Annotated in this window: 19 protein-coding genes, 1 tRNA gene and 2 pseudogenes; 8 read left to right on the top strand and 14 right to left on the bottom strand. The window is 65.9% G+C overall.

Annotation, left to right across the window (positions count from 1 at the left end):
- Positions 1 to 466 precede the first annotated feature (466 nt).
- The 3 genes from ACGLHR_RS11685 to ACGLHR_RS11675 all read right to left on the bottom strand — a co-directional run bounded on the left by ACGLHR_RS11685 (position 467) and on the right by ACGLHR_RS11675 (position 1,844).
- Positions 467 to 949 carry a hypothetical protein gene (locus ACGLHR_RS11685; RefSeq protein ID WP_318235040.1) on the bottom strand — a complete coding sequence of 161 codons (483 nt, stop codon included), beginning with the start codon at positions 947 to 949 and terminating at the stop codon, positions 467 to 469.
- 315 nt (positions 950 to 1,264) lie between these two features.
- Positions 1,265 to 1,531 (bottom strand): hypothetical protein, encoded by a 267-nt coding sequence (locus ACGLHR_RS11680; protein ID WP_400093932.1) that lies wholly within the window; start codon positions 1,529 to 1,531, stop codon positions 1,265 to 1,267.
- A gap of 163 nt (positions 1,532 to 1,694) precedes the next feature.
- The gene (locus ACGLHR_RS11675; RefSeq protein ID WP_318235038.1) at positions 1,695 to 1,844 is read right to left on the bottom strand and encodes a hypothetical protein; all 150 of its coding nucleotides are present in this window, start codon (positions 1,842 to 1,844) and stop codon (positions 1,695 to 1,697) included.
- A gap of 684 nt (positions 1,845 to 2,528) precedes the next feature.
- Between ACGLHR_RS11675 and ACGLHR_RS11670 the strand changes: the two genes are divergently transcribed.
- Entirely contained in the window at positions 2,529 to 2,894 is a 366-nt protein-coding gene (locus ACGLHR_RS11670) for a hypothetical protein (RefSeq protein ID WP_318235037.1), read from the top strand.
- A 333-nt stretch (positions 2,895 to 3,227) separates the two neighbouring features.
- On the opposite strand, the gene ACGLHR_RS11665 is transcribed toward ACGLHR_RS11670, so the two are convergent.
- Positions 3,228 to 3,485, bottom strand: a complete 258-nt coding sequence (locus ACGLHR_RS11665) for a hypothetical protein (protein WP_400093930.1) — start codon at positions 3,483 to 3,485, stop codon at positions 3,228 to 3,230.
- A gap of 559 nt (positions 3,486 to 4,044) precedes the next feature.
- Between ACGLHR_RS11665 and ACGLHR_RS11660 the strand changes: the two genes are divergently transcribed.
- Both ACGLHR_RS11660 and ACGLHR_RS11655 read left to right on the top strand, forming a co-directional pair.
- The gene (locus ACGLHR_RS11660) at positions 4,045 to 4,914 is read left to right on the top strand and encodes a transcriptional regulator (RefSeq protein ID WP_400093928.1); all 870 of its coding nucleotides are present in this window, start codon (positions 4,045 to 4,047) and stop codon (positions 4,912 to 4,914) included.
- A 478-nt stretch (positions 4,915 to 5,392) separates the two neighbouring features.
- Positions 5,393 to 5,956 (top strand): hypothetical protein, encoded by a 564-nt coding sequence (locus tag ACGLHR_RS11655; RefSeq protein WP_400093927.1) that lies wholly within the window; start codon positions 5,393 to 5,395, stop codon positions 5,954 to 5,956.
- A 234-nt stretch (positions 5,957 to 6,190) separates the two neighbouring features.
- On the opposite strand, the gene ACGLHR_RS11650 is transcribed toward ACGLHR_RS11655, so the two are convergent.
- Both ACGLHR_RS11650 and ACGLHR_RS11645 read right to left on the bottom strand, forming a co-directional pair.
- Positions 6,191 to 8,215, bottom strand: a complete 2,025-nt coding sequence (locus tag ACGLHR_RS11650; protein WP_400093941.1) for a gamma-glutamyltransferase family protein — start codon at positions 8,213 to 8,215, stop codon at positions 6,191 to 6,193.
- A 263-nt stretch (positions 8,216 to 8,478) separates the two neighbouring features.
- Positions 8,479 to 9,561: a zinc-binding dehydrogenase gene (locus ACGLHR_RS11645; RefSeq protein WP_400093940.1), complete on the bottom strand. Its 1,083-nt coding sequence runs from the start codon at positions 9,559 to 9,561 to the stop codon at positions 8,479 to 8,481.
- 162 nt (positions 9,562 to 9,723) lie between these two features.
- On the opposite strand from ACGLHR_RS11645, the gene ACGLHR_RS11640 reads away from it, so the two are divergent.
- Positions 9,724 to 10,647: a LysR family transcriptional regulator gene (locus ACGLHR_RS11640; RefSeq protein WP_400093926.1), complete on the top strand. Its 924-nt coding sequence runs from the start codon at positions 9,724 to 9,726 to the stop codon at positions 10,645 to 10,647.
- 8 nt (positions 10,648 to 10,655) lie between these two features.
- Here ACGLHR_RS11640 and ACGLHR_RS11635 read toward each other — a convergent pair whose 3' ends face one another.
- Entirely contained in the window at positions 10,656 to 11,159 is a 504-nt protein-coding gene (locus ACGLHR_RS11635) for a DNA-binding response regulator (protein WP_400093924.1), read from the bottom strand.
- Positions 11,160 to 11,486: 327 nt separating this feature from the next.
- Positions 11,487 to 13,145, bottom strand: a complete 1,659-nt coding sequence (locus ACGLHR_RS11630; RefSeq protein WP_400093922.1) for a DUF342 domain-containing protein — start codon at positions 13,143 to 13,145, stop codon at positions 11,487 to 11,489.
- Positions 13,146 to 13,477: 332 nt separating this feature from the next.
- Here ACGLHR_RS11630 and ACGLHR_RS11625 point away from each other — a divergent pair.
- Positions 13,478 to 14,425, top strand: a pseudogene (locus tag ACGLHR_RS11625) (bestrophin family protein); the annotation flags it as partial.
- Here the strand turns inward: ACGLHR_RS11625 and ACGLHR_RS11620 are convergent.
- A tRNA-OTHER gene (locus ACGLHR_RS11620) sits at positions 14,376 to 14,479 on the bottom strand. The pseudogene ACGLHR_RS11625 and the gene ACGLHR_RS11620 sit on opposite strands and share 50 nt — an antisense overlap.
- Positions 14,480 to 14,579: 100 nt before the next feature.
- On the opposite strand from ACGLHR_RS11620, the gene ACGLHR_RS11615 reads away from it, so the two are divergent.
- On the top strand, positions 14,580 to 15,485 hold the full coding sequence (locus ACGLHR_RS11615; RefSeq protein ID WP_400093921.1) for a class I SAM-dependent methyltransferase: 906 nt from the start codon (positions 14,580 to 14,582) through the stop codon (positions 15,483 to 15,485).
- A 118-nt stretch (positions 15,486 to 15,603) separates the two neighbouring features.
- Here the strand turns inward: ACGLHR_RS11615 and ACGLHR_RS11610 are convergent, their stop codons facing one another.
- Both ACGLHR_RS11610 and ACGLHR_RS11605 read right to left on the bottom strand, forming a co-directional pair.
- Positions 15,604 to 16,170, bottom strand: coding sequence for a DUF1415 domain-containing protein (locus ACGLHR_RS11610; RefSeq protein ID WP_400093920.1), 567 nt, complete (start codon positions 16,168 to 16,170; stop codon positions 15,604 to 15,606).
- Positions 16,171 to 16,231: 61 nt separating this feature from the next.
- Positions 16,232 to 16,615: a hypothetical protein gene (locus ACGLHR_RS11605; protein ID WP_400093918.1), complete on the bottom strand. Its 384-nt coding sequence runs from the start codon at positions 16,613 to 16,615 to the stop codon at positions 16,232 to 16,234.
- Positions 16,616 to 16,785: 170 nt separating this feature from the next.
- Between ACGLHR_RS11605 and ACGLHR_RS11600 the strand changes: the two genes are divergently transcribed.
- Positions 16,786 to 18,054, top strand: a complete 1,269-nt coding sequence (locus ACGLHR_RS11600) for a TIGR03862 family flavoprotein (protein ID WP_400093917.1) — start codon at positions 16,786 to 16,788, stop codon at positions 18,052 to 18,054.
- A gap of 7 nt (positions 18,055 to 18,061) precedes the next feature.
- On the opposite strand, the gene ACGLHR_RS11595 is transcribed toward ACGLHR_RS11600, so the two are convergent.
- Positions 18,062 to 19,684 (bottom strand): NAD(P)/FAD-dependent oxidoreductase, encoded by a 1,623-nt coding sequence (locus tag ACGLHR_RS11595; RefSeq protein WP_400093915.1) that lies wholly within the window; start codon positions 19,682 to 19,684, stop codon positions 18,062 to 18,064.
- 228 nt (positions 19,685 to 19,912) lie between these two features.
- On the opposite strand from ACGLHR_RS11595, the gene ACGLHR_RS11590 reads away from it, so the two are divergent.
- Entirely contained in the window at positions 19,913 to 20,218 is a 306-nt protein-coding gene (locus tag ACGLHR_RS11590) for a single-stranded DNA-binding protein (RefSeq protein WP_318234802.1), read from the top strand.
- 9 nt (positions 20,219 to 20,227) lie between these two features.
- Here the strand turns inward: ACGLHR_RS11590 and ACGLHR_RS11585 are convergent.
- Together ACGLHR_RS11585 and ACGLHR_RS11580 are read right to left on the bottom strand one after the other, a co-directional pair.
- Positions 20,228 to 20,431: pseudogene (locus tag ACGLHR_RS11585) on the bottom strand (pyridoxal-phosphate dependent enzyme); the annotation flags it as partial.
- A 24-nt stretch (positions 20,432 to 20,455) separates the two neighbouring features.
- Positions 20,456 to 20,821: a hypothetical protein gene (locus ACGLHR_RS11580; protein ID WP_400093913.1), complete on the bottom strand. Its 366-nt coding sequence runs from the start codon at positions 20,819 to 20,821 to the stop codon at positions 20,456 to 20,458.
- Positions 20,822 to 20,953: the final 132 nt, after the last annotated feature.

The raw sequence follows: 20,953 nt of genomic DNA, 5'->3' as shown, positions 1-20,953 counted from the left end.
GAGGCTTCCATCGCTTTCCTCGTAACTCACTTGAAGATAAGCAAATAATGCCTTATTTTTTAACACAGTAGTACTAGGAACGACGTCATCGCGGCAACGATGGCGTGCCGCAGATCCGGCGCTCCCACCGGTCCTTGACCTTGGCCTCTTCGACGGTCTGCCACTGCATATTGCTTGGCTCGTCGGCCCCGCAATGACAGAGAGGGATGACGTGGTCGACCACGTAACCCGGGCATGGCCCGGAGCGGGCACCATTGGCTGGGCAGGGATTGAGCCGCTTGAATTGCGCGACGGCGGTATGGTTGCGAGCGATTCTCCCTGACTCGTCCCGCAGCGCCGGTGAGCACGAACTTGGCGCTGGTGGCACTGCGCAAGCGAAGAGGAGGACTGGCAGGAGAAGAGCCAGCAGACGGCCATTCATCGCGTGGTCTCAAGTAGCGCGTATTGAGCACGGAGCCGCCCGCCATCAGTGTGCCGCGAAGTTCTCGACTGTAAACTTCACGAGGGCCTCGCCCGCCTTGGTAATCGCTTCATCGAACTCGCCGCCAAAGAAGCCGCTGCCGATCCGGCCCTCGACCTCGGTCTTTGCAAGCTCAGTGTCGGACGCGTCGAGGTAGCGGACCATGATAACCAGCGATCCTTCGCCGGCATTGCCTATACCGCCCCAAAACCAGCGCTGGAACTGGCTCCCAGGGTTGTGGGAGATGAAAGTGTAGACAATGCGCAAGTCACCTCCGCGCTTGAAGGCGTCTTTCTCATACAGCCCCGTCTCGACCACGGATCGGAATTTTTCGGTGACGGCCGCTGGCACTGTCACCGTCGCCTTGTTCTCGACGAGCTCGGCCCGCTGAAATTGGTTGGGTCGCTTGATGGGCTCGATGACCAAGGTTCTCGCTGTCCCGCACCCCACAAGGAGCAGCACGAGGCAGATAATCTGTAAGCGCTTCATTGGCGGATTCCCCTCTATGAAACTGCCCGCTGCGAGGCTGCAAATGACGGACGATCAGCCGACAGTAAGCAGTAAGCAGTAAGCAGTAAACACCTGGGGAGCGCGGTCGAGTAGATGGGTATGTGCGCCAGCGCACGTAAAGCAGAACACCCCCGCCCATGCGCTCGTCATCGAGCTTGCGACACGATAGCCGTGGCCCTCCCGACCGTCGAGGCGAAGGAAACAGGCTGTGGTGACCCAGACGGGCGCGACGCTCTACCGACTGGGGCTGAATGCGCGGGTAATCGCGGCGCTCAATCAGTGAGGCGACATGGCTCAGCGACCACGGCCACCTCGGCCGCCGTGGCGTCCCCCGCCATGACCACCGCCGCTGAAGAAAACCGCACCGCCATAAAATCCAGGCCACCAACCGTAGTTGTAGTAGGGGCCGTAGGGGTAAGCGGGATAGTAAGGCTCATAGGGATAGGCGCCGTAGGCTGGGTAGCTGTAGCCATAGCCATAGCCATCATAAGCAGGCACTACCACGCAGCCGGTCAGCAACAAGGCCGCACAGATTGTGAAGTTTCTAACACAGGCGCTCATCGCCGCCTCCTGGCGCGTTTGAGCAGTTAGACAAGAATTTCCACTGGCGATTCCGAGCGTGAGCCGATCCGGCGGCGACGGGTAAAGCGTGTGCAAGCCATTCCCGTATTCTGAAGTCCGTAAGCAACAAAAAGCCCGCCGGTGGCGGGCTGGTTGCCTACCCCTACTTCTTGTGGTGGACCAAGCGGTCCCACCAGTAGTGAAGCGGGTGCGCGTGTTCAGGGTAGAGCGGCGACTTGTGAAAGAACTCAGCCCTGACGGCGAAAATGTACAGGGCAACAATCACGGCCGCCAGGATGAATGCGGCAAGCATGGTGACCTCCTGACAGAATGACGACCTACCTTGTATTTTAGGCCGCGGCCAACAGGCCGGGAAAATCACGCGTCGAGCAGCCCCGAGCCGATTGCCCCATCGTGGCGGACAGGTATGTCATCCGCCACTCCTGTCCGGGTTTGACGGCGCCTTGCCAACCTTGGGCAATCGTGGCAAAGAAGGCACTCAGACAGGGGTAGCGACGAGCTAAAAGTGTATGAGATTGTGTATGCATCGATGAAATCCGACCCCAACCCTTACCTGCCTTGGTCTTCCAGTCAGTTTTCGATTCCTCTCTTCTGCACCATAAGATTCAAGCACTTAGCCCAACCTGTCCGGTTGGGCTTTGTTGTTTCTGGGGTTCATGTAGCCACCATGCAGCCATCGGTACAGGATTTTCGATCCATGTAGCTAGCGCGTGGCCAGCCTCAAACCCGCCCCCCTTGAAGCGATCCCGTCGAATCTTAAGGGAAGCGGTTACCTTCGGATACGCTCGCCTTTTCATTACATCACGGATAGCGAAGTCGTACATCGGCTTCGAAGAAGCCATCCTTGCAGGAACATGCCGGTCCCATATTTGTCCGGATTCCTGCGCCGCCATTCCTTGGTACCATCCAGCCGCGGACTCGCACGTGCCAAGGTGCGCGCGTCGCTCCCTGCAATGCAATCCATGGAGATCATGCTGTGCAATACAAAAAGATGCTGGCAGCAGTGGCCTGCCTGATATCAGCGGCTTGCACGACGCCCGCGCCATCCGCCAGCCGACAGATGTCGACCTATGACAGCAACACCGAATACACGGTGGAGTACGTCGCGGACGGTTTCACCCTCATGGTCAACTATCGCTATCCGCAGTTCTTCGTGCGCTCCAGCGCGGCGGAGGCGGCATGCAAGTCAGCGCTGACCAGCGTGGCCAACAGCCTGGCCGAGCGCCGGCAACGGCAGCTCGAGCCAGTCAACGAGCAACGCATCCAGGTCGCCACCAGCAGGACCTGGTCTGGCAAATTCGCCACCTGCTCTGCCTCCGCGCCGATAGCCTGGAAGCGCTGACACCGGGGCGACAGGCCCGTTTGGGACGGCACCCAGCTCATAGGTATGCGCACCCGAGGGCAGCCCTCTGGAATGGCGTCAATGCGTCGACGATGGAGCGCTGCAGATCCTGCGCTCCCGTCTGTCCTTGACCCTGGCCTCCTCGACGGTCTGCCATTGCAGATTACCTGGCTCGTCGGCACCGCAATTGCAAAGAGGAATGACGTGGTCGACAACGTAACCGGACTAAGGTCAGGCCGAGCGCCGCGGTGAAGGAGTGCGGCGAAAGTTCATGCCCTTGTCGAAGGTCGGTGCGACACGCTACGGGCTGAGCCTGAATGAGCGCGACACGGCTCAGCGGCCACGGCCACCTCCGCGGCCGCCGTGGCGTCCCCCGCCATGGCCACCGCCGCCGAAGAAAACCGCACCGCCATAAAATCCAGGCCACCAACCGTAGTTGTAGTAGGGGCCATAGGGGTAAGCGGGATAGTAAGGCTCATAGGCGCCGTAGGCCGGGTAACCGTAGCCATAGGCATCATAAGCAGGCACTACCACGCAGCCGGTCAGCAACAAGGCCGCACAGGTTGTGAGGTTTCTGATACATGTGCTCATCGCGGCCTCCTGGTGCGTTTGACCAGTTAGACACGAATCTCCGTTGTCCTAGATCGCCATCCATCTTCACTCGCTCTCAGCGCAAGACGCTGGCAAAGCGGCCACGCGTTCCCCCACACAGCCCGCGTTACGTAACGCGTAACACCGCCGCGCCATCCTCCCCGCGCGGCGGCCCACAGCGCCCGCCCCCGCCCCGCCCTAGCCAGATCGCCCGCAATCCCTTATCTGGCACCGCTTCCAGCCTGATCGTACCCACCTCGCGCCACGACTGCAGCGCGCCAGCAAGCGCCATCGGCCCTATGGCACGGCGATTGCGCTAGTCCTTGTCATTCACGCGCGAGCGAGCAGCGCCGCGCTGGATCCGGCCAAGCATGGCGCGCCCGTCCGGCAGGCGGGTGCACATGCTGCAGGCCAGGCGAAGCACGACAACAACGACACGGCAGGCAACGCGTGCGCATCGACGGCACGGCGCCATGCCGCTGCTACGCGGGAAACCCTGTCGACTGCCCCATGGACCGACTGGGGCTTGCATGACGGGCAACGACGAATGGGGAATCAAATGACATCAGTTTTCAGCAGTGAAGAGTTGGACGCGTATTTCTCTTCGTACGCCGGCATGGAGGGAGGGAACATCGGCGCGGCTGTCTGGATATGCGACAAGGAGCCGCACCTGCTTGCGTCTTCGCCGGGTGCCTCGCTGGTACCGGTGCATGAGCCGCCTGCCTGGGACAGCGCATTCCGCGAGCGCCACCGGCACGACATGCCGCGCTGGCAAACGCACCAGCGCCTCGCCCGCATCATGGCGGCGACGCGCGCGGCAACGCTGCGTGAAACCATGCCGGGGCTGGACTGGCGCGGCTACTTCGACCAGTACCTTTACGCGCCGCACGGCTGGGAGTTCAAGGTCAACCTCTACCCCCTGCCCAAGCCGCAGCAGATGGACCTCTCGCAGATCGAGGCCTTTCGTCGCAACCCGTGCCTCAGCCCGAGCTGGCGCTATGTGGAATTCTGCCGCCAGGGTGGGCGCTTCCGCTTTATCGCGGAGCAGCGCCGGCGCATGCGCCCCAAGGTGATTCTCTGCACTGGAAAGGCCGAGGAGGAGGAATTCCTGCTGGCGTTCGGCTTCCAGGGCGTGCCCTGCTCGGAGCATCACCTGCAGCCGGCGGACCTGGTCAAGACACTGCGCGTGTATTCGCACGAGGGCACCCACCTGGTCATCTGCCCGAAGGTGGGCGGGCCGACCGGCATCAACTCGGACACGCTGCTGGATGCGATGGGCGCCTTCCTGTCGGTCTGGCTCGACGCATCGGATTTTCCGGACATGCGCGTGCAAGGCATGCGTGCTGAGCCATCCAATTGCACCGCGCACCTGGCCTGGTGTGCAATGGCGCACGGGCAGGCGAATTCGGCCAGCGCGTCTCCCGCATGACCCGAGCGCCGCGGCGCACCCCTGCCCGCATCGTCGAACGCGTGTTCGCCTGATCGCGCTATGTCCTGGGCTGCCGCCTGGCAGCCGCCAGCGGCATCTAAACCCTCCCCCCTGCCTGCGCAAGCTCGCGGAACGTCCCGTGTTACCGGGACGTTGACATTCGCTTGCCCTCCAATCCCCTCCATAGGCTTACGGCATTCGATTGATTGAATAGCCCGCGCCGAAGCACCAGACTGGTAACACGACAAATATAACGCCGGCCCGCCAATCCAATTGGCCGCCGGGATCGATGACGAACCGGCCGCGCAGTAGACGGCACGCGTTCGCACTTGCCACGCAACCGGGGAACACCATGCACACCGCCGCCACCTAGGGCCGCCGGCGCCACGCCGGACTCGCGCAGGATGGCTGCGCCCACGCGCCGATTCGCGTCGCGTCCAGCCAGCTCCCAGCCAAGACAATCGACAAGGAAGCGGCCATGGATGCTTATCCAGTTCCTGGCGCGGCGAGGTATCGCCTTTTTCCGCGCAAGCTCCTGATGGTGTTTGCGCTAGGCGCATCCCTGTGGGCCGTCACCGCCCGCGCGGATGACAGCACACCGCCAGACACGCCGGCAGATTCGGCGAAGGCTACGGCGACGCCCGCCTTCAGCCCGCAGGTCTGGCTGAACGCCGGGTTTTTCTCGTACCACTTCAATCATGCGGCGCACTACAACGCGGCCAACTGGGGCGTGGGCGCCGATGTCCGCGTCACCGAGGATTTCACCGTGTCCGCGGGCGAATACCGCAACAGCATGCGCCACCACTCCACCTACGCCAGCGTCACCTGGCAGCCCTTGCATCTTGGCCCGGTGCGGATTGGCGCGACGGCGGGCGCGGTGCGGGGGTATCCGGATGTCAATCATGGTGGCTGGTCGCCGATGGCGGCGCCGGTGATCAGCATCGAGTACGGGCGCGTGGGTGCGAACCTGCTCTATGTGCCGACGATGCGGGGAAAGGTGGATGGCTGCATCTCGCTGCAGATCAAGATCCGGGTCTGGTAAGCGATTCCCGTGACGCAACGGCGGGGGGCAAGAAAGGCCGGGCAAAAAAAATAGCGCCACATGCGAGAGCATGCAGCGCTACGGAAAGAGGACCAAGGGATTAGGCCCTCATCGGGAATACCACCCCCGGGGAGAGAGCGGTATCTGGTTACTGTAGCGAGCGGGCTCGCTTCGACCTATCAGCCATTTCCTAATGCACGCTGAGAAATTTCCGCAAATCCCTTCCGGCCCGGCTTATGGCTTGAACGTATCGCCCAGCACCACGCCTTCACGGCGCGGATCGGCCCCGCCGACCAGCGCCGTCGACCCGCCCACGGTGGTGCGGATGATGGCGCTCAGGCCGCTCGACTGTGCCGTCACGTTGACCACGTGGCCGAGCCCGCGCAGGCCCTTGACCAGCGGGTCGTTGTCGCCGGCCAGGCCGCCGGCCGGCTTGGTGGCATCCACGTTGGGATGCTCGCCACCGACCATCATGCCGCTTGCGGCGCTGTTCGAGCCACCGAAGTCGATCATCGACACGGCCTGCTGCGCGTCCATCTTCCAGTCCAGCACGCCCACCAGGGTCTTGGCTACGTACTGGATGATGCTGGCGCCGCCCGGCGAGCCGGTGGTCATGTAGAAGTCGCCGCGCGAGCCGTCGGCGTTGCGCTTGAACACCAGCTTGGGCGCCATCGAGCTGCGCGGGCGCTTGCCCGGCTGCACGCGGTTGGCGATGGGCGTGCCGCCGGCATCGGCGGGGGCCGCGTTGAAGTCGGTCAGCTGGTTATTGAGCAGGAAGCCGTTGGTGAAGTGATACGAGCCGAGGCCCGCTTCGATGGTGGTGGTCATCGAGACGACGTTGCCGTACTTGTCGGTCAGCGACAGGTGCGTGGTGCCGTGCTCGTTGATGATCGACGGCGCGAGCGGCACGGCGCCGAGGTCGCCCGCGGCGACCGGCAGCGTCATGGAACCCACCGTGCTGATGAGGTCCGCCCGCTTGCGCAGGTAGGGCTTGTTCAGCATGCTCTCCCAGCTGCCGCCCGGCAGGCCGATGAAATCCGTGTCGGCCACGTACTTGTTGCGGTCGGCATAGGCCAGGTTGCCCGCCTCGGCCATCAGGTGGACGCCGAGCACGCTCGGGCGGCCGCCGTTCTTGTCCATGTTCGACGGCGCGTAGCGCGACATCTCGTAGTTCTCGATAATGCCCATGATCTGCGCCACCGCGATGCCGCCGGAGGACGGCGGCGGCATGCCGCAGATCTCGTACTCGCGGTAGGTCGTGCAGACCGCCGCGCGCTTCTTGGCGACGTAGCTCTCCAGGTCGGCCACGGTGGTCACGCCCGGCGTGGCGGTCCCACCGTACGTGGTCTGAATCTTGTTGACGATTGCCTGGGCGATCGGGCCATTCTTGTAGAAGGCGTCGGCGCCGCCGGTGGCGACCGCGCTGAACACATTGGCCAGCGCCGGGTTCTTGATGATGGTGTTGACCGCGCGCGGGGTGCCGTCGGCGTTGAGGAAATATCCGGCCATCTCGGCATCGCGCTTGATGCTGGGGGCCGTGACCGGGTTGCTGACCGCCGAGGCGATCGCGGCAGCCATGCGGGGCGGAATCGGGAAACCATCGGTCGCCAGCTTGATGGCGGGAGAGAACAAGTCCTTCCAGGCCAGCTTGCCGTGCTCGCCGTGCGCCAGCTCCAGCACGCGCAGCGTGCCGGGCGTGCCGATGGAGCGGCCGCTGTGCGTCGGGTTGGGCGCCGGCAGGGTCTGGTCGGCGGCGGACTTCCATTGGATATAGTTGCCGTCGGCGGCGGCCGGCGCCATTTCACGCCCATCGTAGGCGGTGACCTGCTTGGTGGCCGCGTCGTAGTACATGATGAAGGAGCCGCCGCCGATGCCGGACGATTGCGGCTCGACCAGGTTCAGCACCATCTGCGCCGCTACCGCGGCGTCCACCGCCGTGCCGCCGTTCTTCAGCACGTCGCAGGCGGCCTTGGTCGAGACCGGGTTGTTGGTCACCGCCATATAGGTCTTGGCGTAGACCGTGTTCTTCGGTGCATAGCCGGTGGCGATTTCCGGGGCGTTGGGGTCGCCCGGCAGCACCACGGCTTCGCCGCCGGTGGTGCCGTTCAGTTCGCAGCCTGCGACTACAGCGGGCGTGGTCGATGCCGGGGTGGTAGCGATGGGATCGTCGCCGCCGCAGGCACCCAGGGTCAGCGCCAGCGAAGCGAGCGCGATGGCGCTCAGCCGGGTCGGGGTGAAGCAGGTGGCGACCGGATGCATAGGCGAGGTCACCGCTTCGTGAGCAGTCTTTGGCATGTTCTTCCTGTCTTATGTTGAGGCTTCAGAAAATCGACGCTTCCCTCGTCGATCGCCGCAATCGCTGTTGATGGGGAGCGGTTGTGACGAAGAATCAACATAGACCTGCCATTTGCGATACTGAATAGCTACATGTCTGAATTTACAGACAAGTGAACGTGGTTCATACTTGGGAGTGCTGCAAGATGCGCATCAAGCCGTCGGCGGCATTGCCGCCGCCTCCCAAGTCACTTCCCGTCCACCCCAAGCAGCGCAACCGTGCAGGCCAGTCCGTCCATGCGTCCCGCCGCATCGATCGCGCTTTCCAGTTCGCTGAAGGCAAAGGTCTCCACCTGCACGGCATCCAGCGCTAACTGACCCGAGGCTGCCAGTGCCACCAGGGCGAGGTAGTCGGCGCTCTCATACATGAAATGGCCGATCAACTCCCAGTTATTGCGCAGCATCTCGCCATAGGGAATCGGCAGCGGCACCTGCATGCTGCCCATCAGCACCAGCCGCCCGCCACGCCGCAGGCTCTTGAGCGCCGCGAGCGTGGCGCTGGCATCGCTCGCCTGCCCGACCATATCGAAAGCCAGGTCGACCCGGCCGCCCGCGGCGGCTCGGATCGCTCTAGCGTCCGCGTCGGCATCGCCATGCAGGATCACCGGCACCACCCGGCTGCCACCGAGCGCGGCCAGCCGTTCCAGCGGCGCCGCGCGCCGCCCCAGCGCGATGACCCTGGCCGCGCCCATGGCGAGCGCCGCCATCACCGCCGCGCTGCCGAAGTACCCGCTGGCGCCATTGATGGCTACCGTCTCCCCCGCCTGCAGCCTGCCGCGGCGCAAGCCGCCGAAGGGCACGATGAACTTGGCCAGCGTCGCCAGCCGCGCGGCGCTCAGGTGCTCCAGCCCGTGCAGCGGGATCAGGGTCGAGGCCGGCAACTCGGCCAATTCACGCAGCGTACCGTGGGGGAAAGCAGCGAGCATGGCGGCGCTGCCAGCGCTGATGCCGGTCAGGCCGACCAGGATCTGCTCGGGCTCCGGCCCGGCTTCGCTGCTGCGCCAGAGCGGATTCACGGCGACCCGCTGGCCAACCACCAGCGATTGCACGCCCTCGCCCACTGCGGCGATACGGCCGATGCCATTGGTGCCGGGGCTAAAGGGCCCCGGCGGGTACGCGTAGGGCAGCGTGCCTTGCAGGTACGCACGGGTGTAGCTCAAGAGCGGCACCGCCTCCATCCGCACCACAACCGCGCCCGCGCGCGGCTGCGGCGCGGGCACATCCCGGAGTGCCAGGGCTTGTCCGGGCTGGTCGAGCATCCAGGCCTTCATGTTGATCTGGTTCAGGGCCGGGTTCGGGTCCGGCTTCAAATTCATGTCCTGGTCCATGTCGTTGTCCTCCGATGAAATGGCACGCCGATGCGCGAGCACGATTGCACTCTAGGCACCGCCGACCTATCTTTTAAATCAATTACTGATATCCGACCTATCAAAATGATTGATCTCAGAGGCATCGACCTGAATCTGCTGGTCTCGCTGGATACGCTCCTGGCGGAATGCAATGTCACGCGGGCCGCGGCACGCCTGCACCTGACGCAGCCCGCGGTTTCCACCCAGCTGGCGCGCTTGCGGCATGTCTTTGGCGACCCGTTGCTCATCCCCACGGAAACGGGCCGCGGCATGACGCCGACGGCGCTGGCCATCGCGCTGGCCGAGCCGCTGCATGCGGCCCTGAAGAACCTGGAATCCGTGGTGCGCCACCGCGCGGCGTTCGACCCGCTGACGGATACGCGGCGCTTCGTGGTGGCGGCTAGCGACAATGCCATCGCCGTGCTCGGGCTACGGCTGATGGAGAGCTTGTCGGGAATGGCGGGCCAGGGTGTGCAGATGGCGTTCGTAGCGGCGGATCCCGCCACCATCGGCGCCAGGCTGGAGCTTGGCGAGGTGGACCTGCTGATCGGCTCCGAGCGGATGGTGGCGCCGTCGATGAAGGCGAGGAAGCTGCTCGACGAGCGCTTCGTGATGGTCCAGCGCAAGCACCATCCGCGCGGCAAGCGCCCGCTGGACCTGGATGCGTATTGCGCACTGGATCACGTGCTGGTGTCGACCAGCGGCGGCAGCTTCCACGGCTACATGGATGAGCAACTGGAGGCGCTGGGGCGGCGGCGCAAGGTGGTGCTATCGGTGCAGACCTTTACCCTGGTGCCCGAACTGCTCAGCCACAGCCACTACGTGGCCACGTTGCCCCGCCGGCTGGCGCAACGCTACGGCGACCGGCTGGACGCCTTTGCACTGCCCGTCGAGGCGAACGGGTTTTCCCTGTTCGCGGCATGGCACCCGCGCAACCACGCCGACCCGGCGATCCTCTGGCTGCGCGAAAGGATCGCCGGCGTGGCAGATGCGGCCGGGGTGGATTGAAGCGCGGCTCAGGCGGCCAGCACCTCGGCCTCGAGCATGCTGCTGATGGCGGCTTCCAGGGTCACCAGGGCGGCGGTCTTGGGCAGGCAGCAGCAGATGCCGTAGCCCATCTCCGGCGGCGGCATGTGCAGCCACATATTGTCCGACAGCAGCAGCACCCGCTGGGCGGGCAGCATGCCGCGCAGCTTGCGCAGCAGGCGCCAGCCGCTGGTCACGTCCTGCGGCATGCCAAACACCAGCAAGCCGGCCTCGCGGATCGTCGTTCCGTGCATCGAGAGATCGTCGGGATCCGCGCCATCCACCTGTTCCACGCCTGGCATGCTCTCCAGCATGCGGGTCAGGCCGAGGCGCAGCAGCGCACATTCGTCGATCACCACCGCCTTGAGCGGCGCGGTGCCGTGCGACGCCAGCGGCAGCCTGGCAACCTGCCGCGTCGACATGGCCGATGGCACGCCCGACGAGACACCTCGCGAGGTGATGCTGTCTACGCCTGCCCGGCTGGTGAGTGCCATGTCCATGATTCCTCCCTTTGTTTTTGGAACGGCGCCAGCGGGGACGCCTGACAGGGTACGGTGCAAGGCACGTGCCAGCCGCCGGCGCGGGCCCTCGCGCGGAGCGGGGCAGGCCGCTCGGCCTTACTGGGCAAGGGATTGCCGCTTGCGCGGGAAGCGGGCGCCACGGCCCCGGAGAGGCCGCGGCGTGTTACGCGTCACGTAACGTGTTCCGCGTACTGTTCCGCATACCGTTCCGCATCACATTGCGCATCTCGTTGCGCACGGCGGATGCAAAACCGCCGCGCAAAAGCGCGGCGGCGGGCGTGTGATGGGAAGCAGGGTGGCTCAGACCAGCGCGATGCGGTCCTCCACCAGCCGGATATGGCCGCCCGGCTTGTCCTCCATGATCTTCATCGACTTTGGCCCGATATGCAGGCTGCACCCGCCGTGGATACGCCGGCTCACCTCGATCACCGCCTCGGGAGACGGCCGTAGCTGCTCGGCAAGCTTGGCCAGCCTGGCGTCGAGTGCAATCGAGTCGCGGGTGAGCTTGAACAGCGTGGCGCGCGCCTTCTCGCGCAGGTCGCCGACGGCTTTCTCGGGATTCTTGGCGAAGAAGCTGACCAGCTGCTGCACCTTGGCCTGCTCGGTCTCGAGCTGGCGGCGCTGGGCCTCTACCTCGGCCTTCTCGGTCTCGGCATAGGGATTGGTGCCCACCTGCACGGTGGTGGCGGTGCCTGCGGAGGCGCCAAGCGTGGCGGTGCGCACGGCCAGTTGCGCACGGCAGCGCCCGCCGGTGATGTTGCCCTGGCCATCCTTGGGGCTGCCGGCAACGATGCTGCGCCCGGCGGCGACGTCGCTCTGGCGGATACCGCTTTCAACCTTGACCTCGGTGCCGGCCTCGACCACCGCGCTTTCGATGAAGCGCGCATGCACAGAGCCCTTGCAGGTCACCCGCGCCAGCGCGACGGCGCTGTCGGCGCCCTGCTGCGCGGCCTGATGCGTGCCCTCGGCCTTGCCGATGATGCCGCCCTTTACCACCACATTGCCGCCCGCCTCCACATGGGCAGCCTCGATGGTGCCGCTGACGATGACATCGCCGGTCACGCGCACGGTCATGCCGGTCTTGATATCGCCGTTGACGCGCAGCGTGCCGTCGAAGGTGATGTTGCCGGAGTGCATGTCCACAGCTGCCACATCGACCACCGGGCTCACCGATGCGCCCTGCGCCAGCAAGGCCGGCGAGCCTGAGATCGTGGCCACCAGCACCTCGGGATCGGCGGGATCGGGCGCCACGCCGGTCAGGCCGTCCGCGAACGGCGGATCGGCGGCCGGCACGGCGGGCACGACCTTGCCGAAGACATCGACACCGTCGCTGCCCTGGCGGGCCGGGATGCGCCGCATCAGCGGCGTGCCGGGATTCACCAGCAACAGCGTGCCCAGGTCGCGCAGGTCGATGCGGCCGCTTTCGTCCTCGGCCACCAGCGGCTTTGGGGGGGCCAGCAGGCTCTCGAAGCGCGCGGGCGTGCCGGGCAACGGCGCGCGTCCCGTGGCAATCTCCAGCCCATCGCAATAGCCCGCCTCGACCGCTCCGCGCAGGGCCACACTGTCCGGTTCGGCTTTGACGCCGCGCTCGGCCAGCGCGGCACGGATTTCGTCCCGCGTCACCTCGCGCCCGCCCTGCGGCGGCAGCAGGTTGAGCCGCACGCTCAGGTTGTCGCTGCTGACGCTGAGATCGAAATAGCCGTCCGTCAGCTCGCCGATCAGCGCCTCCACGGATGCCCCCTCGGTGGCGCGCTGGCATTGCGCGAGAAAGGTGCCGATCGCGGCGGTGTCCAGTTTCGCGTCTGCCCAGCCGCCACCGGCCAGCGCCTCTTGCAGCGCGGCGCGGTCCGGTGCCATCCGGCCCGGCGTGACGGCATATGCCGCGCGCAGCTGCCTGGCGCTGTCATCCAGACTGACCTGCAAACCGCCGGCCGCTGTGTCTTGTCCCCGGTCTTCCATTCGGTTGTTCCCTTGATGGATCGTGTCCGGACGTCTCCGCCCCGTCCTCGGGTCGTCCGCAATCCCGGCCTCGGCGGTGCCGCGCCGCCGCTGCGCAATGGCGCGGCCGCCCGGTGCCCGTGGCCTGCCAGGCAGGCCCTTGAAGCCGGGGATGTCATTGATGCGCCGTGGGATCTCAGCCCCTTCTGACGCACACAACACCATCGGCCAGTTCGCGGAAAACTTGAGCCGCCGCGCCCGCCCCCAACCCACCCTCAGGGCAAACCCCGGGCGAAAAATGTACACTTCTGCCCATTGACGGAACGCCGCGCCGCAACACCAGGGGATCACAGATGATTGTGCGAGACCGCCCATCGGGACCGAGGTTGTTCCTGGTCCTGCGAGGCTCGATCCTGTCACGCATCTGGCGCGTGCTGCTGGTGAATTTCCTGGTAGCGGTTGCCGTCACCATCAGCCACGGTGCGTTCTTCCAGCACAAGGTCACGCTCACGGCCATCCCCTTCACGCTGATCGGCCTGCCGCTGGCCATCTTCCTGGGCTTTCGCAATACCGCCGCCTACGACCGCTTCTGGGAAGGCCGCAAGCTGTGGGGCGAGCTGGTGGTGCGCAGCCAGAACCTGGCACGCCAATGCTTCAGCCTGATCGCAGACAACGTGCCCGACAGCGCCGGCCATAAACCGGCGGGCCTCAACGACGCGCGCGTGCGCATGATTTCCCGCACGATTGCCTATGCCTACGCGCTGCGCAACCGTTTGCGCGGCACCAGCGCCGCCACCGGCCTGGACCCCGCCTGGCTGCGCCCGGCGGAGCTTGCCGAGCTGCAGCGCAGCACCAATGCGCCCGCCTTGCTGATGATGCGCATGGGCGAGGACCTGGGCCAGTGCGTGCGGCAGCACCGCGTGGAGCCCTGCCTCGCCGCCGGCATCGACGGCACCTTGTCGGCCATGGTGGCCACGGCGGTGGCGTGCGACCGCATCCACAGCACGCCCATCCCTTTCTCGTACACGCTGCTGCTGCACCGTACCGCCTACCTGTATTGCTTCTTGCTGCCGTTCGGGCTGGTGGATACCATCGGCTTCGTCACGCCCGTCGTGGTGGCCATCGTGGCGTACACCTTCTTCGGCCTGGATGCGCTGGGCGATGAACTGGAAGAGCCGTTCGGCACGCGCGCCAACGACCTGCCGCTCGATGCGCTCTGCCGCACGATCGAGATCGGCATGAAGGAAGCGATGGGCGAAACCGAGCTGCCACCGCCGCTCGAACCGGTGGATTACTGCTTGCTTTAGGCGGCCTGGCAAGACTGCGCCAGCGTGCGCCGGTTGCGCCACTCGCCCGAGCAAGCGCGACTTTCGGTAAACTGCCGCTGTACCGGCGCAGCGTCGTCCGGCTTTGGCGCACGCCTCACCGCTTTTCCCCAGGTTCCAGACATCCCAGATGGCCCAGAAGTCCCCGGCGTCCAAGACGCCCGCCGCACCGGCGTCCAGCCCCCACGAAATCCGTCCCGGCCAGTCCATCGAGCTGCTCAAGGCGCTGCATATCCTCACGCGCGACGGCAAGATGAACCAGGACAGCCGCCGCAAGCTCAAGCAGGTCTACCACCTGTTCCAGTTCATCGAGCCGCTGCTGCAGGATCTCAAGCAGGATCACCCCGACGTGACGCTGGTCGACCACGGCGCCGGCAAATCCTACCTCGGCTTCATCCTGTACGACCTGTTCTTCAAGGAGCGGCTCGACCAGTCGCACATCTACGGCATCGAGACGCGCGAGGAGCTGGTGCGCAGCTCGCAGGAGCTAGCCAGCCGGCTGGGTTTCAAGGGCATGTCGTTCCTGAACCTGTCGGTGGCGGACTCCATCACGTCGGATCAACTGCCGCCCACCATCGACATCGTCACCGCACTGCACGCCTGCAACACGGCCACGGACGATGCGATCCGCTTCGCGCTGGAAAAACGCGCCAAGTACATCGTGGTGGTGCCATGCTGCCAGGCCGAGGTGGCCGGCGTGCTGCGCAAGCACAAGGGCCAACTGCTGGCCGGCAATCCGCTGACCGAGATCTGGCGCCATCCGCTGCATACGCGCGAGTTCGGCAGCCAGGTGACCAACGTGCTGCGCTGCCTGCAACTGGAGGCCCACGGCTACCAGGTCAGCGTGACCGAACTGGTGGGCTGGGAGCACTCGATGAAGAACGAACTGATCATCGCGCAGTACAAGGACCTGCCGCGCCGCCGCCCGGCCGAGCGGCTGGGTGAAGTGCTGCGCACGCTGGGACTGGAAGAGATGGAATCGCGCTTCTATACGCAGGACCATGCTGGCGAGCCGGCAGCCGCGGCTGCCGGCTGAGGCGTTCCCGAGCCCGCCTCCACGCGCCGCCGATGCGGCGCGTTTTTTATTGCCCGGCCTATTACCCAGCCTATTACCCAGCCTATTACCCAGCCTATTACCCGGCCTATTGCCAGATTTATTGCCCGCCGGCCTCGGTCATCAGCCTGCGCCAGCCGTCATGGCCGAGGCGGCGCATGGTTTCCTGGTTGCGCTCGTAGATGTCCGACGCATCGGGAAAGGCCGCCACGGCCCGTGCGATGCTGTCTTCGCGCAGCAGGTGCAGGATGGGGTAAGGCGCGCGGTTGGTGTAGTTCTCGATGTCGTCCGGCTCGCTGCCGCCGAACTCGTAGTGCGGATGGAAGCTCGCAATCTGCAGGACGCCCGCCAGGCGCAGGCTCTTGAGCAAACGCTCGGCGAAGTAGAGGAAATCGTTGTAGTCGAGAAACTCCGCCAGCGCATGCGGCACGATCAGCAGGGTCGTGTCGATCTCGGCGGGGTCGGCCTCGGCCAGCATGCGCAGCTCGGTCTCGAGATCGGTCAGCACGCCCTCGGTATCGGTGGCATCGCTCACCGCATAGCGGATCTGCCGCTTCACGTGCACAGCCTTTGCGAAAGGGCACAGGTTGAGGCCGATCACCGCGCGCTCCAGCCATTGCTGGGTAGCGTCTATGACGGACTGGGTGGATGGCGAAGCGGTGGGCATGGCGATGAGTGGCGGCGCTAAACCGCTATTTTAGCCTCCCGCCCAGGCACGCCAAAGCCGCTCAGCGCCGCGGCCCGTAGATCTGCTTGGCCAGCGCCTCGGCCTGGCGCATGGCCGCATCGCGCTCGGCCGTGCCCAGCTTGCCGCAGACGTACTCCAGGTTGGCGGTATCCAGGTCGGTGACATGGCGCTCGCCGGACAGCACGATCACCTTGCGCCACATGCAGGCCTTGACGCGGTCGCGCTCCAGCCCGAGGCAGCCGGACTGCAGGCAGTACGACAGGTTGCGCTGCGACAGGAAATCACCCTTCATCGCCTTTTCCTGCAGCCCTTGCGCGGTCTCCTGCGCGAGCGCTGGCTGCATGGCGGCCAGCAGGCTCAGTAGCACCGGCACGAGGGCGCGCGCGGCGGATCGAGGCAATGAGAAAGTGGACGACAGGGACATGGACAGATGCAGCAAACCGGTGGCGCGCGCGAAATAGGCAAAGGGGCCATCTTAGCAGCCCCCCGCCTGAGCCCCGGCGAAGGGCCGACCTATATAATCCGATCCGCCGCAGGCAGCATCTCCACGCGGCCAGCATTCCCCGATCGACTGCGTTTCCCCGGATTCAAGCCATGCCCTCTTCCACCGCTTCCGCCTCCACCGCCAGCGTCGCCGTCATCGGCGGCGGGCCGGCCGGCCTGATGGCGGCCGAAGTGCTGGCGGCGCGTGGATTGCGCGTGGACGTGTACGACGCCATGCCCTCGGTCGGCCGGAAATTCCTGATGGCCGGCCGCGGCGGCATGAACCTCACGCATTCCGAAGCGGCACAGCCCTTCCTCGGGCGCTATGGCAAGCGCAGCGCGCAGATCGCGCCGCTGCTGGCTGGCTTCGATCCGCAAGCGCTGCGCGACTGGGTGCACGGGCTCGGCATCGAGACCTTCGTCGGCAGTTCGGGCCGCGTCTTCCCCACCGACATGAAGGCCGCGCCGATGCTGCGCGCGTGGCTGCATCGCCTGCGCGAAGCCGGCGTGCAGTTCCATATGCGGCATCGCTGGCGCGGCTGGGAGGATGCATCGGGCAAGCTGCGCTTTGCCACGCCGGATGGCGAGCGGCTGGTTCATGCCGATGCCACGGTGCTGGCGCTTGGCGGCGGCAGCTGGGCGCGCCTGGGCTCCGACGGCGCATGGGTACCACTGCTGGCAGCACGCGGGGTGGACATCGCCACTTTGCGCCCCGCCAACTGCGGCTTCGACGTAGCCTGGAGCGAGCACTTCCACACGCGCTTTGCCGGCCATCCGTTGAAAGCCGTGGCCCTCGGGCTGCGCGACCGCGATGGCGTGGAGCACTATCGCCAGGGCGAGTTCGTCATCACCGCCGGCGGTATCGAGGGCAGCCTGGTCTATGCATTGAGCGCGCCAATGCGCGACCTGCTGGAAGCCACCGGCGCGGCTACGATCCATCTCGACCTGGCGCCGGGCCTGTCTGCCGAACGCGTGGCCGAAGCGGTGCAGCGCCCGCGCGGCGCGCGCTCGCTGTCGAGCCACCTGCAGAGCAAGCTGGGCATCACCGGCGTGAAGGCCGGGCTGCTGCGTGAGTGCTTGTCAAAGGAGGAATTTGCCGATCCCGCGCGGCTGGCGGCGGCGATCAAGGCGCTGCCCTTGCGCCTGCTGCGCGCGCGCCCGATCGATGAAGTGATCAGCAGCGCGGGCGGCGTCGCGTTCGAGGCGATGGACGCGCATCAGATGCTGCGCGCCGTGCCGGGCGTGTTCTGCGCCGGCGAAATGCTGGACTGGGAGGCGCCCACCGGCGGCTACCTGCTGACCGCCTGCTTTGCCAGCGGGCGCGCGGCCGGGCTGGGGGCTGCGGCCTGGCTGGAAGCTGCCAGGCCTGCCGCAGGCTAAAACCCGTTCAGCCCGCCTTGCCGTTGACGATGCTCAATGCCACGGCCTCGGCCACTTCGATGCCATCGATGGCCGCGGAGTAGATGCCGCCCGCATAGCCGGCGCCTTCGCCGGCCGGGTACAGGCCTTCCACGTTCATGCTCTGGTAGTTATCCTTGCGGCGGATGCGCAACGGCGATGACGTACGCGTTTCCACGCCGGTCAGCACCGCGTCATGCATGGCAAAGCCAGCGATCTTCTTGTCGAGTTCGGGCAGCGCTTCGCGGATGGCTTCGATGATGTAGTCGGGCAGCGCGGTGGACAGGTCCGTCGGCGTGACGCCCGGCTTGTACGAAGGCTCGACCGAGCCCATCGCGGTGGAAGGCCGGCGCGCGATGAAGTCGCCCACCAGCTGGGCCGGCGCATTGTAGTTGCGCCCGCCAAGCTCGAACGCGCGCTCTTCCCAGTGGCGCTGGAAGGCGATGCCGGCCAGCGGGCCGCCGGGGAAATCCTCCGGCGTGATGCCCACCACGATGCCGGCATTGGCGTTGCGCTCGGCACGGATGTACTGGCTCATGCCGTTGGTGACCACGCGGCCCGGCTCCGAGGCCGCGGCCACCACCGTGCCGCCCGGGCACATGCAGAAGCTATACACAGCGCGGCCGTTGCTGGCGTGGTGCACCACCTTGTAGTCCGCGGCACCCAGCAGCTTGTTGCCAGCGAACTTGCCAAAGCGGCTGCTGTTGATCATGCCCTGCGGGTGCTCGATGCGCAAACCCAGCGAGAACGGCTTGGCCTCCATGAACACGCCGCGCTCGTGCAGCATCTCGAAGGTGTCGCGCGCGCTGTGGCCGACCGCCAGGACGACGTGGTCGGCCTGCAGGTACTCGCCGTTGGACAGCGTCAGGCCGCGCATCTTGCCGCCCTCGATGTCGACGTCCTCGACGCGGGTCTCGAAGCGGATCTCGCCGCCGAGCGAGAAAATCTCGGCGCGCATCTTCTCCACCATGCTCACCAGGCGGAACGTGCCGATGTGCGGGCGCGCGAGGTAGAGGATGTCTTCCGGCGCGCCGGCCTTGACGAACTCGTCAAGCACCTTGCGGCCGTAATGCTTCGGGTCCTTGATCTGGCTGTAGAGCTTGCCGTCAGAGAAGGTGCCGGCCCCGCCCTCGCCGAACTGTACGTTGGACTCGGGGTTGAGCACGCTCTTGCGCCACAGGCCGAAGGTGTCCTTGGTGCGCTCGCGCACTTCCTTGCCGCGTTCCAGGATGATCGGCTTGAAGCCCATCTGCGCCAGGATCAGCCCGGCCAGCAGCCCGCACGGGCCCATGCCGATCACCACCGGGCGCAGCGTGGTGCCCGGCGCGGGCGCCTGCGCGACGAAGCGGTAGGCCATGTCCGGCGTCACGCTCCAGTTCGGCTTGCCGGCCATGCGCTTGATCGCCGCGGCTTCGTCCTTCACCGCGATATCGATGATGTAGGTGAGCTTGATATCGGAACGCTTGCGGGCATCGTGCGCGCGGCGGTACACGGTGAACCCGGTCAGGCCATCGGCCTTGACGCCGAGCTCGGCGAGGCGGGCGAGGACCACGGCCTTGAGATCGCTCTCGGCATGGTCGAGCGGGAGTTTGACTTCACTTAGACGTAGCATGGGAACCTGGAATTCTGCGGCCGGTGGGTCGGCCCTGGAAGGGGCGCTGACTGCACTCTGGTTGAGCGTCGGGCTGGCCGGACCGCAATTTTATCGTTTTTAGGGCCAGGGTCCGCATTCTCTGCCACGAGACCGCTAAATTGTGAGATCTTCCGCACCCCGGCAAGGCATTACCGTGCCCAACGCCAGCGTGCCCAACAGAACAGAACAGACCAGGAAGGAAGCAAGATGATCGACGCACTAGTCAGCGGCCGGCTCCACGGCCACGCCAGCGAGCGTACCGGCCAGGGCGGCAGCCAGTACGTGACCGCCAAGCTCAAGGCCGCGATCAACGATGGCGACACCGTCATCGTCAACGTGATCGCGTTTGCCGACAAGGTGCGCGCAGGCCTGCTGGCGCTGGAGGATGGCGAGTCGGTGGCGCTGTCGGGTAGCCTCACGCCCAAGGTCTGGACCGACAAGAACGGCGACACCCGGCCCGCCCTGGACCTGGTGGCCCATGCCATGCTGAGCGCGCACGACCACCAGGACTGACCGCCCCAAGGCGGCTGTCCCGGCCAGGCAGCCGGTCGGCTCGACCATCATCTTCATGCGCCCGGCGAAGAAGGCCATGGCCTCGACCGGCTCTGCGTCGCTGACCGTGACCACATCGTCCACCAGGCGGCGCAGCACCGGGAAGGTGAGGTCGCCAAGGTGCTGGGTCTGCGCGCCGTCGGCCAGCGTGGCGGGCACGTCGATATGGACGATCCCATCGTGTTGCTCTCCATGGATTCATGCCTGCGCCAGCCGCAGCCAGCGATTCCACCAGGGCCTTGCCGCGGGGGCCTGCAGCCGCAGCAAGGCGGCCTGACGGGCTAGCACTTCTACCCAGCCCGGCGACAGCGCCACCACGCTGCCGGCCGGCAGGCGGCGCGGCTGGCGCCAAACGGTGCCGGCCAGCCAGCGCGGCGCCTCGGTGAGTTCGATTTCGCCCTCCAGCACGCAAAGGGTCGTGCCGGCCTTGGCATGGAAGCGCAGCACGCGGCTGCTTTCCAGGTCGAGCGCCTGGGCTTGCGGCTCAGCGCCAGCCAGCATGGCGCGTGTAGGCTGTACAGGCTGGACAGTGGGGATGGTCGGGTCTGAACGATAGCTTTGCATGATGCCGGCTCCCTGGCTTTGACAGGGTTCCAGACTACCGATGCGGGCCGGGCCAAAACAGGCACACGCCAATGGCTTGTGAACCGTAACAGAGGCATGACAGACCATCTGTTACGATACAGAAGCCCCCTA

It is taken from the genome of Cupriavidus sp. CuC1, assembly GCF_044627735.1.
Lineage (GTDB): Bacteria > Pseudomonadota > Gammaproteobacteria > Burkholderiales > Burkholderiaceae > Cupriavidus > Cupriavidus ulmosensis.
This window is presented reverse-complemented; position numbering and strand designations above follow the sequence as displayed.

Excerpts from the sequence above, each read along its gene's own strand:
- ACGLHR_RS11645 (WP_400093940.1), bottom strand. The coding sequence starts at position 9,561 with ATGAAGGCCTGGATGCTCGACCAGCCCGGACAAGCCCTGGCACTCCGG.
- ACGLHR_RS11605 (WP_400093918.1), bottom strand. The coding sequence starts at position 16,615 with ATGTCCCTGTCGTCCACTTTCTCATTGCCTCGATCCGCCGCGCGCGCC.
- ACGLHR_RS11680 (WP_400093932.1), bottom strand. The coding sequence starts at position 1,531 with ATGAGCGCCTGTGTTAGAAACTTCACAATCTGTGCGGCCTTGTTGCTG.
- ACGLHR_RS11665 (WP_400093930.1), bottom strand. The coding sequence starts at position 3,485 with ATGAGCACATGTATCAGAAACCTCACAACCTGTGCGGCCTTGTTGCTG.
- ACGLHR_RS11675 (WP_318235038.1), bottom strand. The coding sequence starts at position 1,844 with ATGCTTGCCGCATTCATCCTGGCGGCCGTGATTGTTGCCCTGTACATT.
- ACGLHR_RS11610 (WP_400093920.1), bottom strand. The coding sequence starts at position 16,170 with ATGCCCACCGCTTCGCCATCCACCCAGTCCGTCATAGACGCTACCCAG.
- ACGLHR_RS11590 (WP_318234802.1), top strand. The coding sequence starts at position 19,913 with ATGATCGACGCACTAGTCAGCGGCCGGCTCCACGGCCACGCCAGCGAG.
- ACGLHR_RS11630 (WP_400093922.1), bottom strand. The coding sequence starts at position 13,145 with ATGGAAGACCGGGGACAAGACACAGCGGCCGGCGGTTTGCAGGTCAGT.
- ACGLHR_RS11635 (WP_400093924.1), bottom strand. The coding sequence starts at position 11,159 with ATGGCACTCACCAGCCGGGCAGGCGTAGACAGCATCACCTCGCGAGGT.
- ACGLHR_RS11580 (WP_400093913.1), bottom strand. The coding sequence starts at position 20,821 with ATGCAAAGCTATCGTTCAGACCCGACCATCCCCACTGTCCAGCCTGTA.
- ACGLHR_RS11685 (WP_318235040.1), bottom strand. The coding sequence starts at position 949 with ATGAAGCGCTTACAGATTATCTGCCTCGTGCTGCTCCTTGTGGGGTGC.
- ACGLHR_RS11595 (WP_400093915.1), bottom strand. The coding sequence starts at position 19,684 with ATGCTACGTCTAAGTGAAGTCAAACTCCCGCTCGACCATGCCGAGAGC.
- ACGLHR_RS11600 (WP_400093917.1), top strand. The coding sequence starts at position 16,786 with ATGCCCTCTTCCACCGCTTCCGCCTCCACCGCCAGCGTCGCCGTCATC.
- ACGLHR_RS11640 (WP_400093926.1), top strand. The coding sequence starts at position 9,724 with ATGATTGATCTCAGAGGCATCGACCTGAATCTGCTGGTCTCGCTGGAT.
- ACGLHR_RS11615 (WP_400093921.1), top strand. The coding sequence starts at position 14,580 with ATGGCCCAGAAGTCCCCGGCGTCCAAGACGCCCGCCGCACCGGCGTCC.
- ACGLHR_RS11650 (WP_400093941.1), bottom strand. The coding sequence starts at position 8,215 with ATGCATCCGGTCGCCACCTGCTTCACCCCGACCCGGCTGAGCGCCATC.
- ACGLHR_RS11660 (WP_400093928.1), top strand. The coding sequence starts at position 4,045 with ATGACATCAGTTTTCAGCAGTGAAGAGTTGGACGCGTATTTCTCTTCG.
- ACGLHR_RS11655 (WP_400093927.1), top strand. The coding sequence starts at position 5,393 with ATGGATGCTTATCCAGTTCCTGGCGCGGCGAGGTATCGCCTTTTTCCG.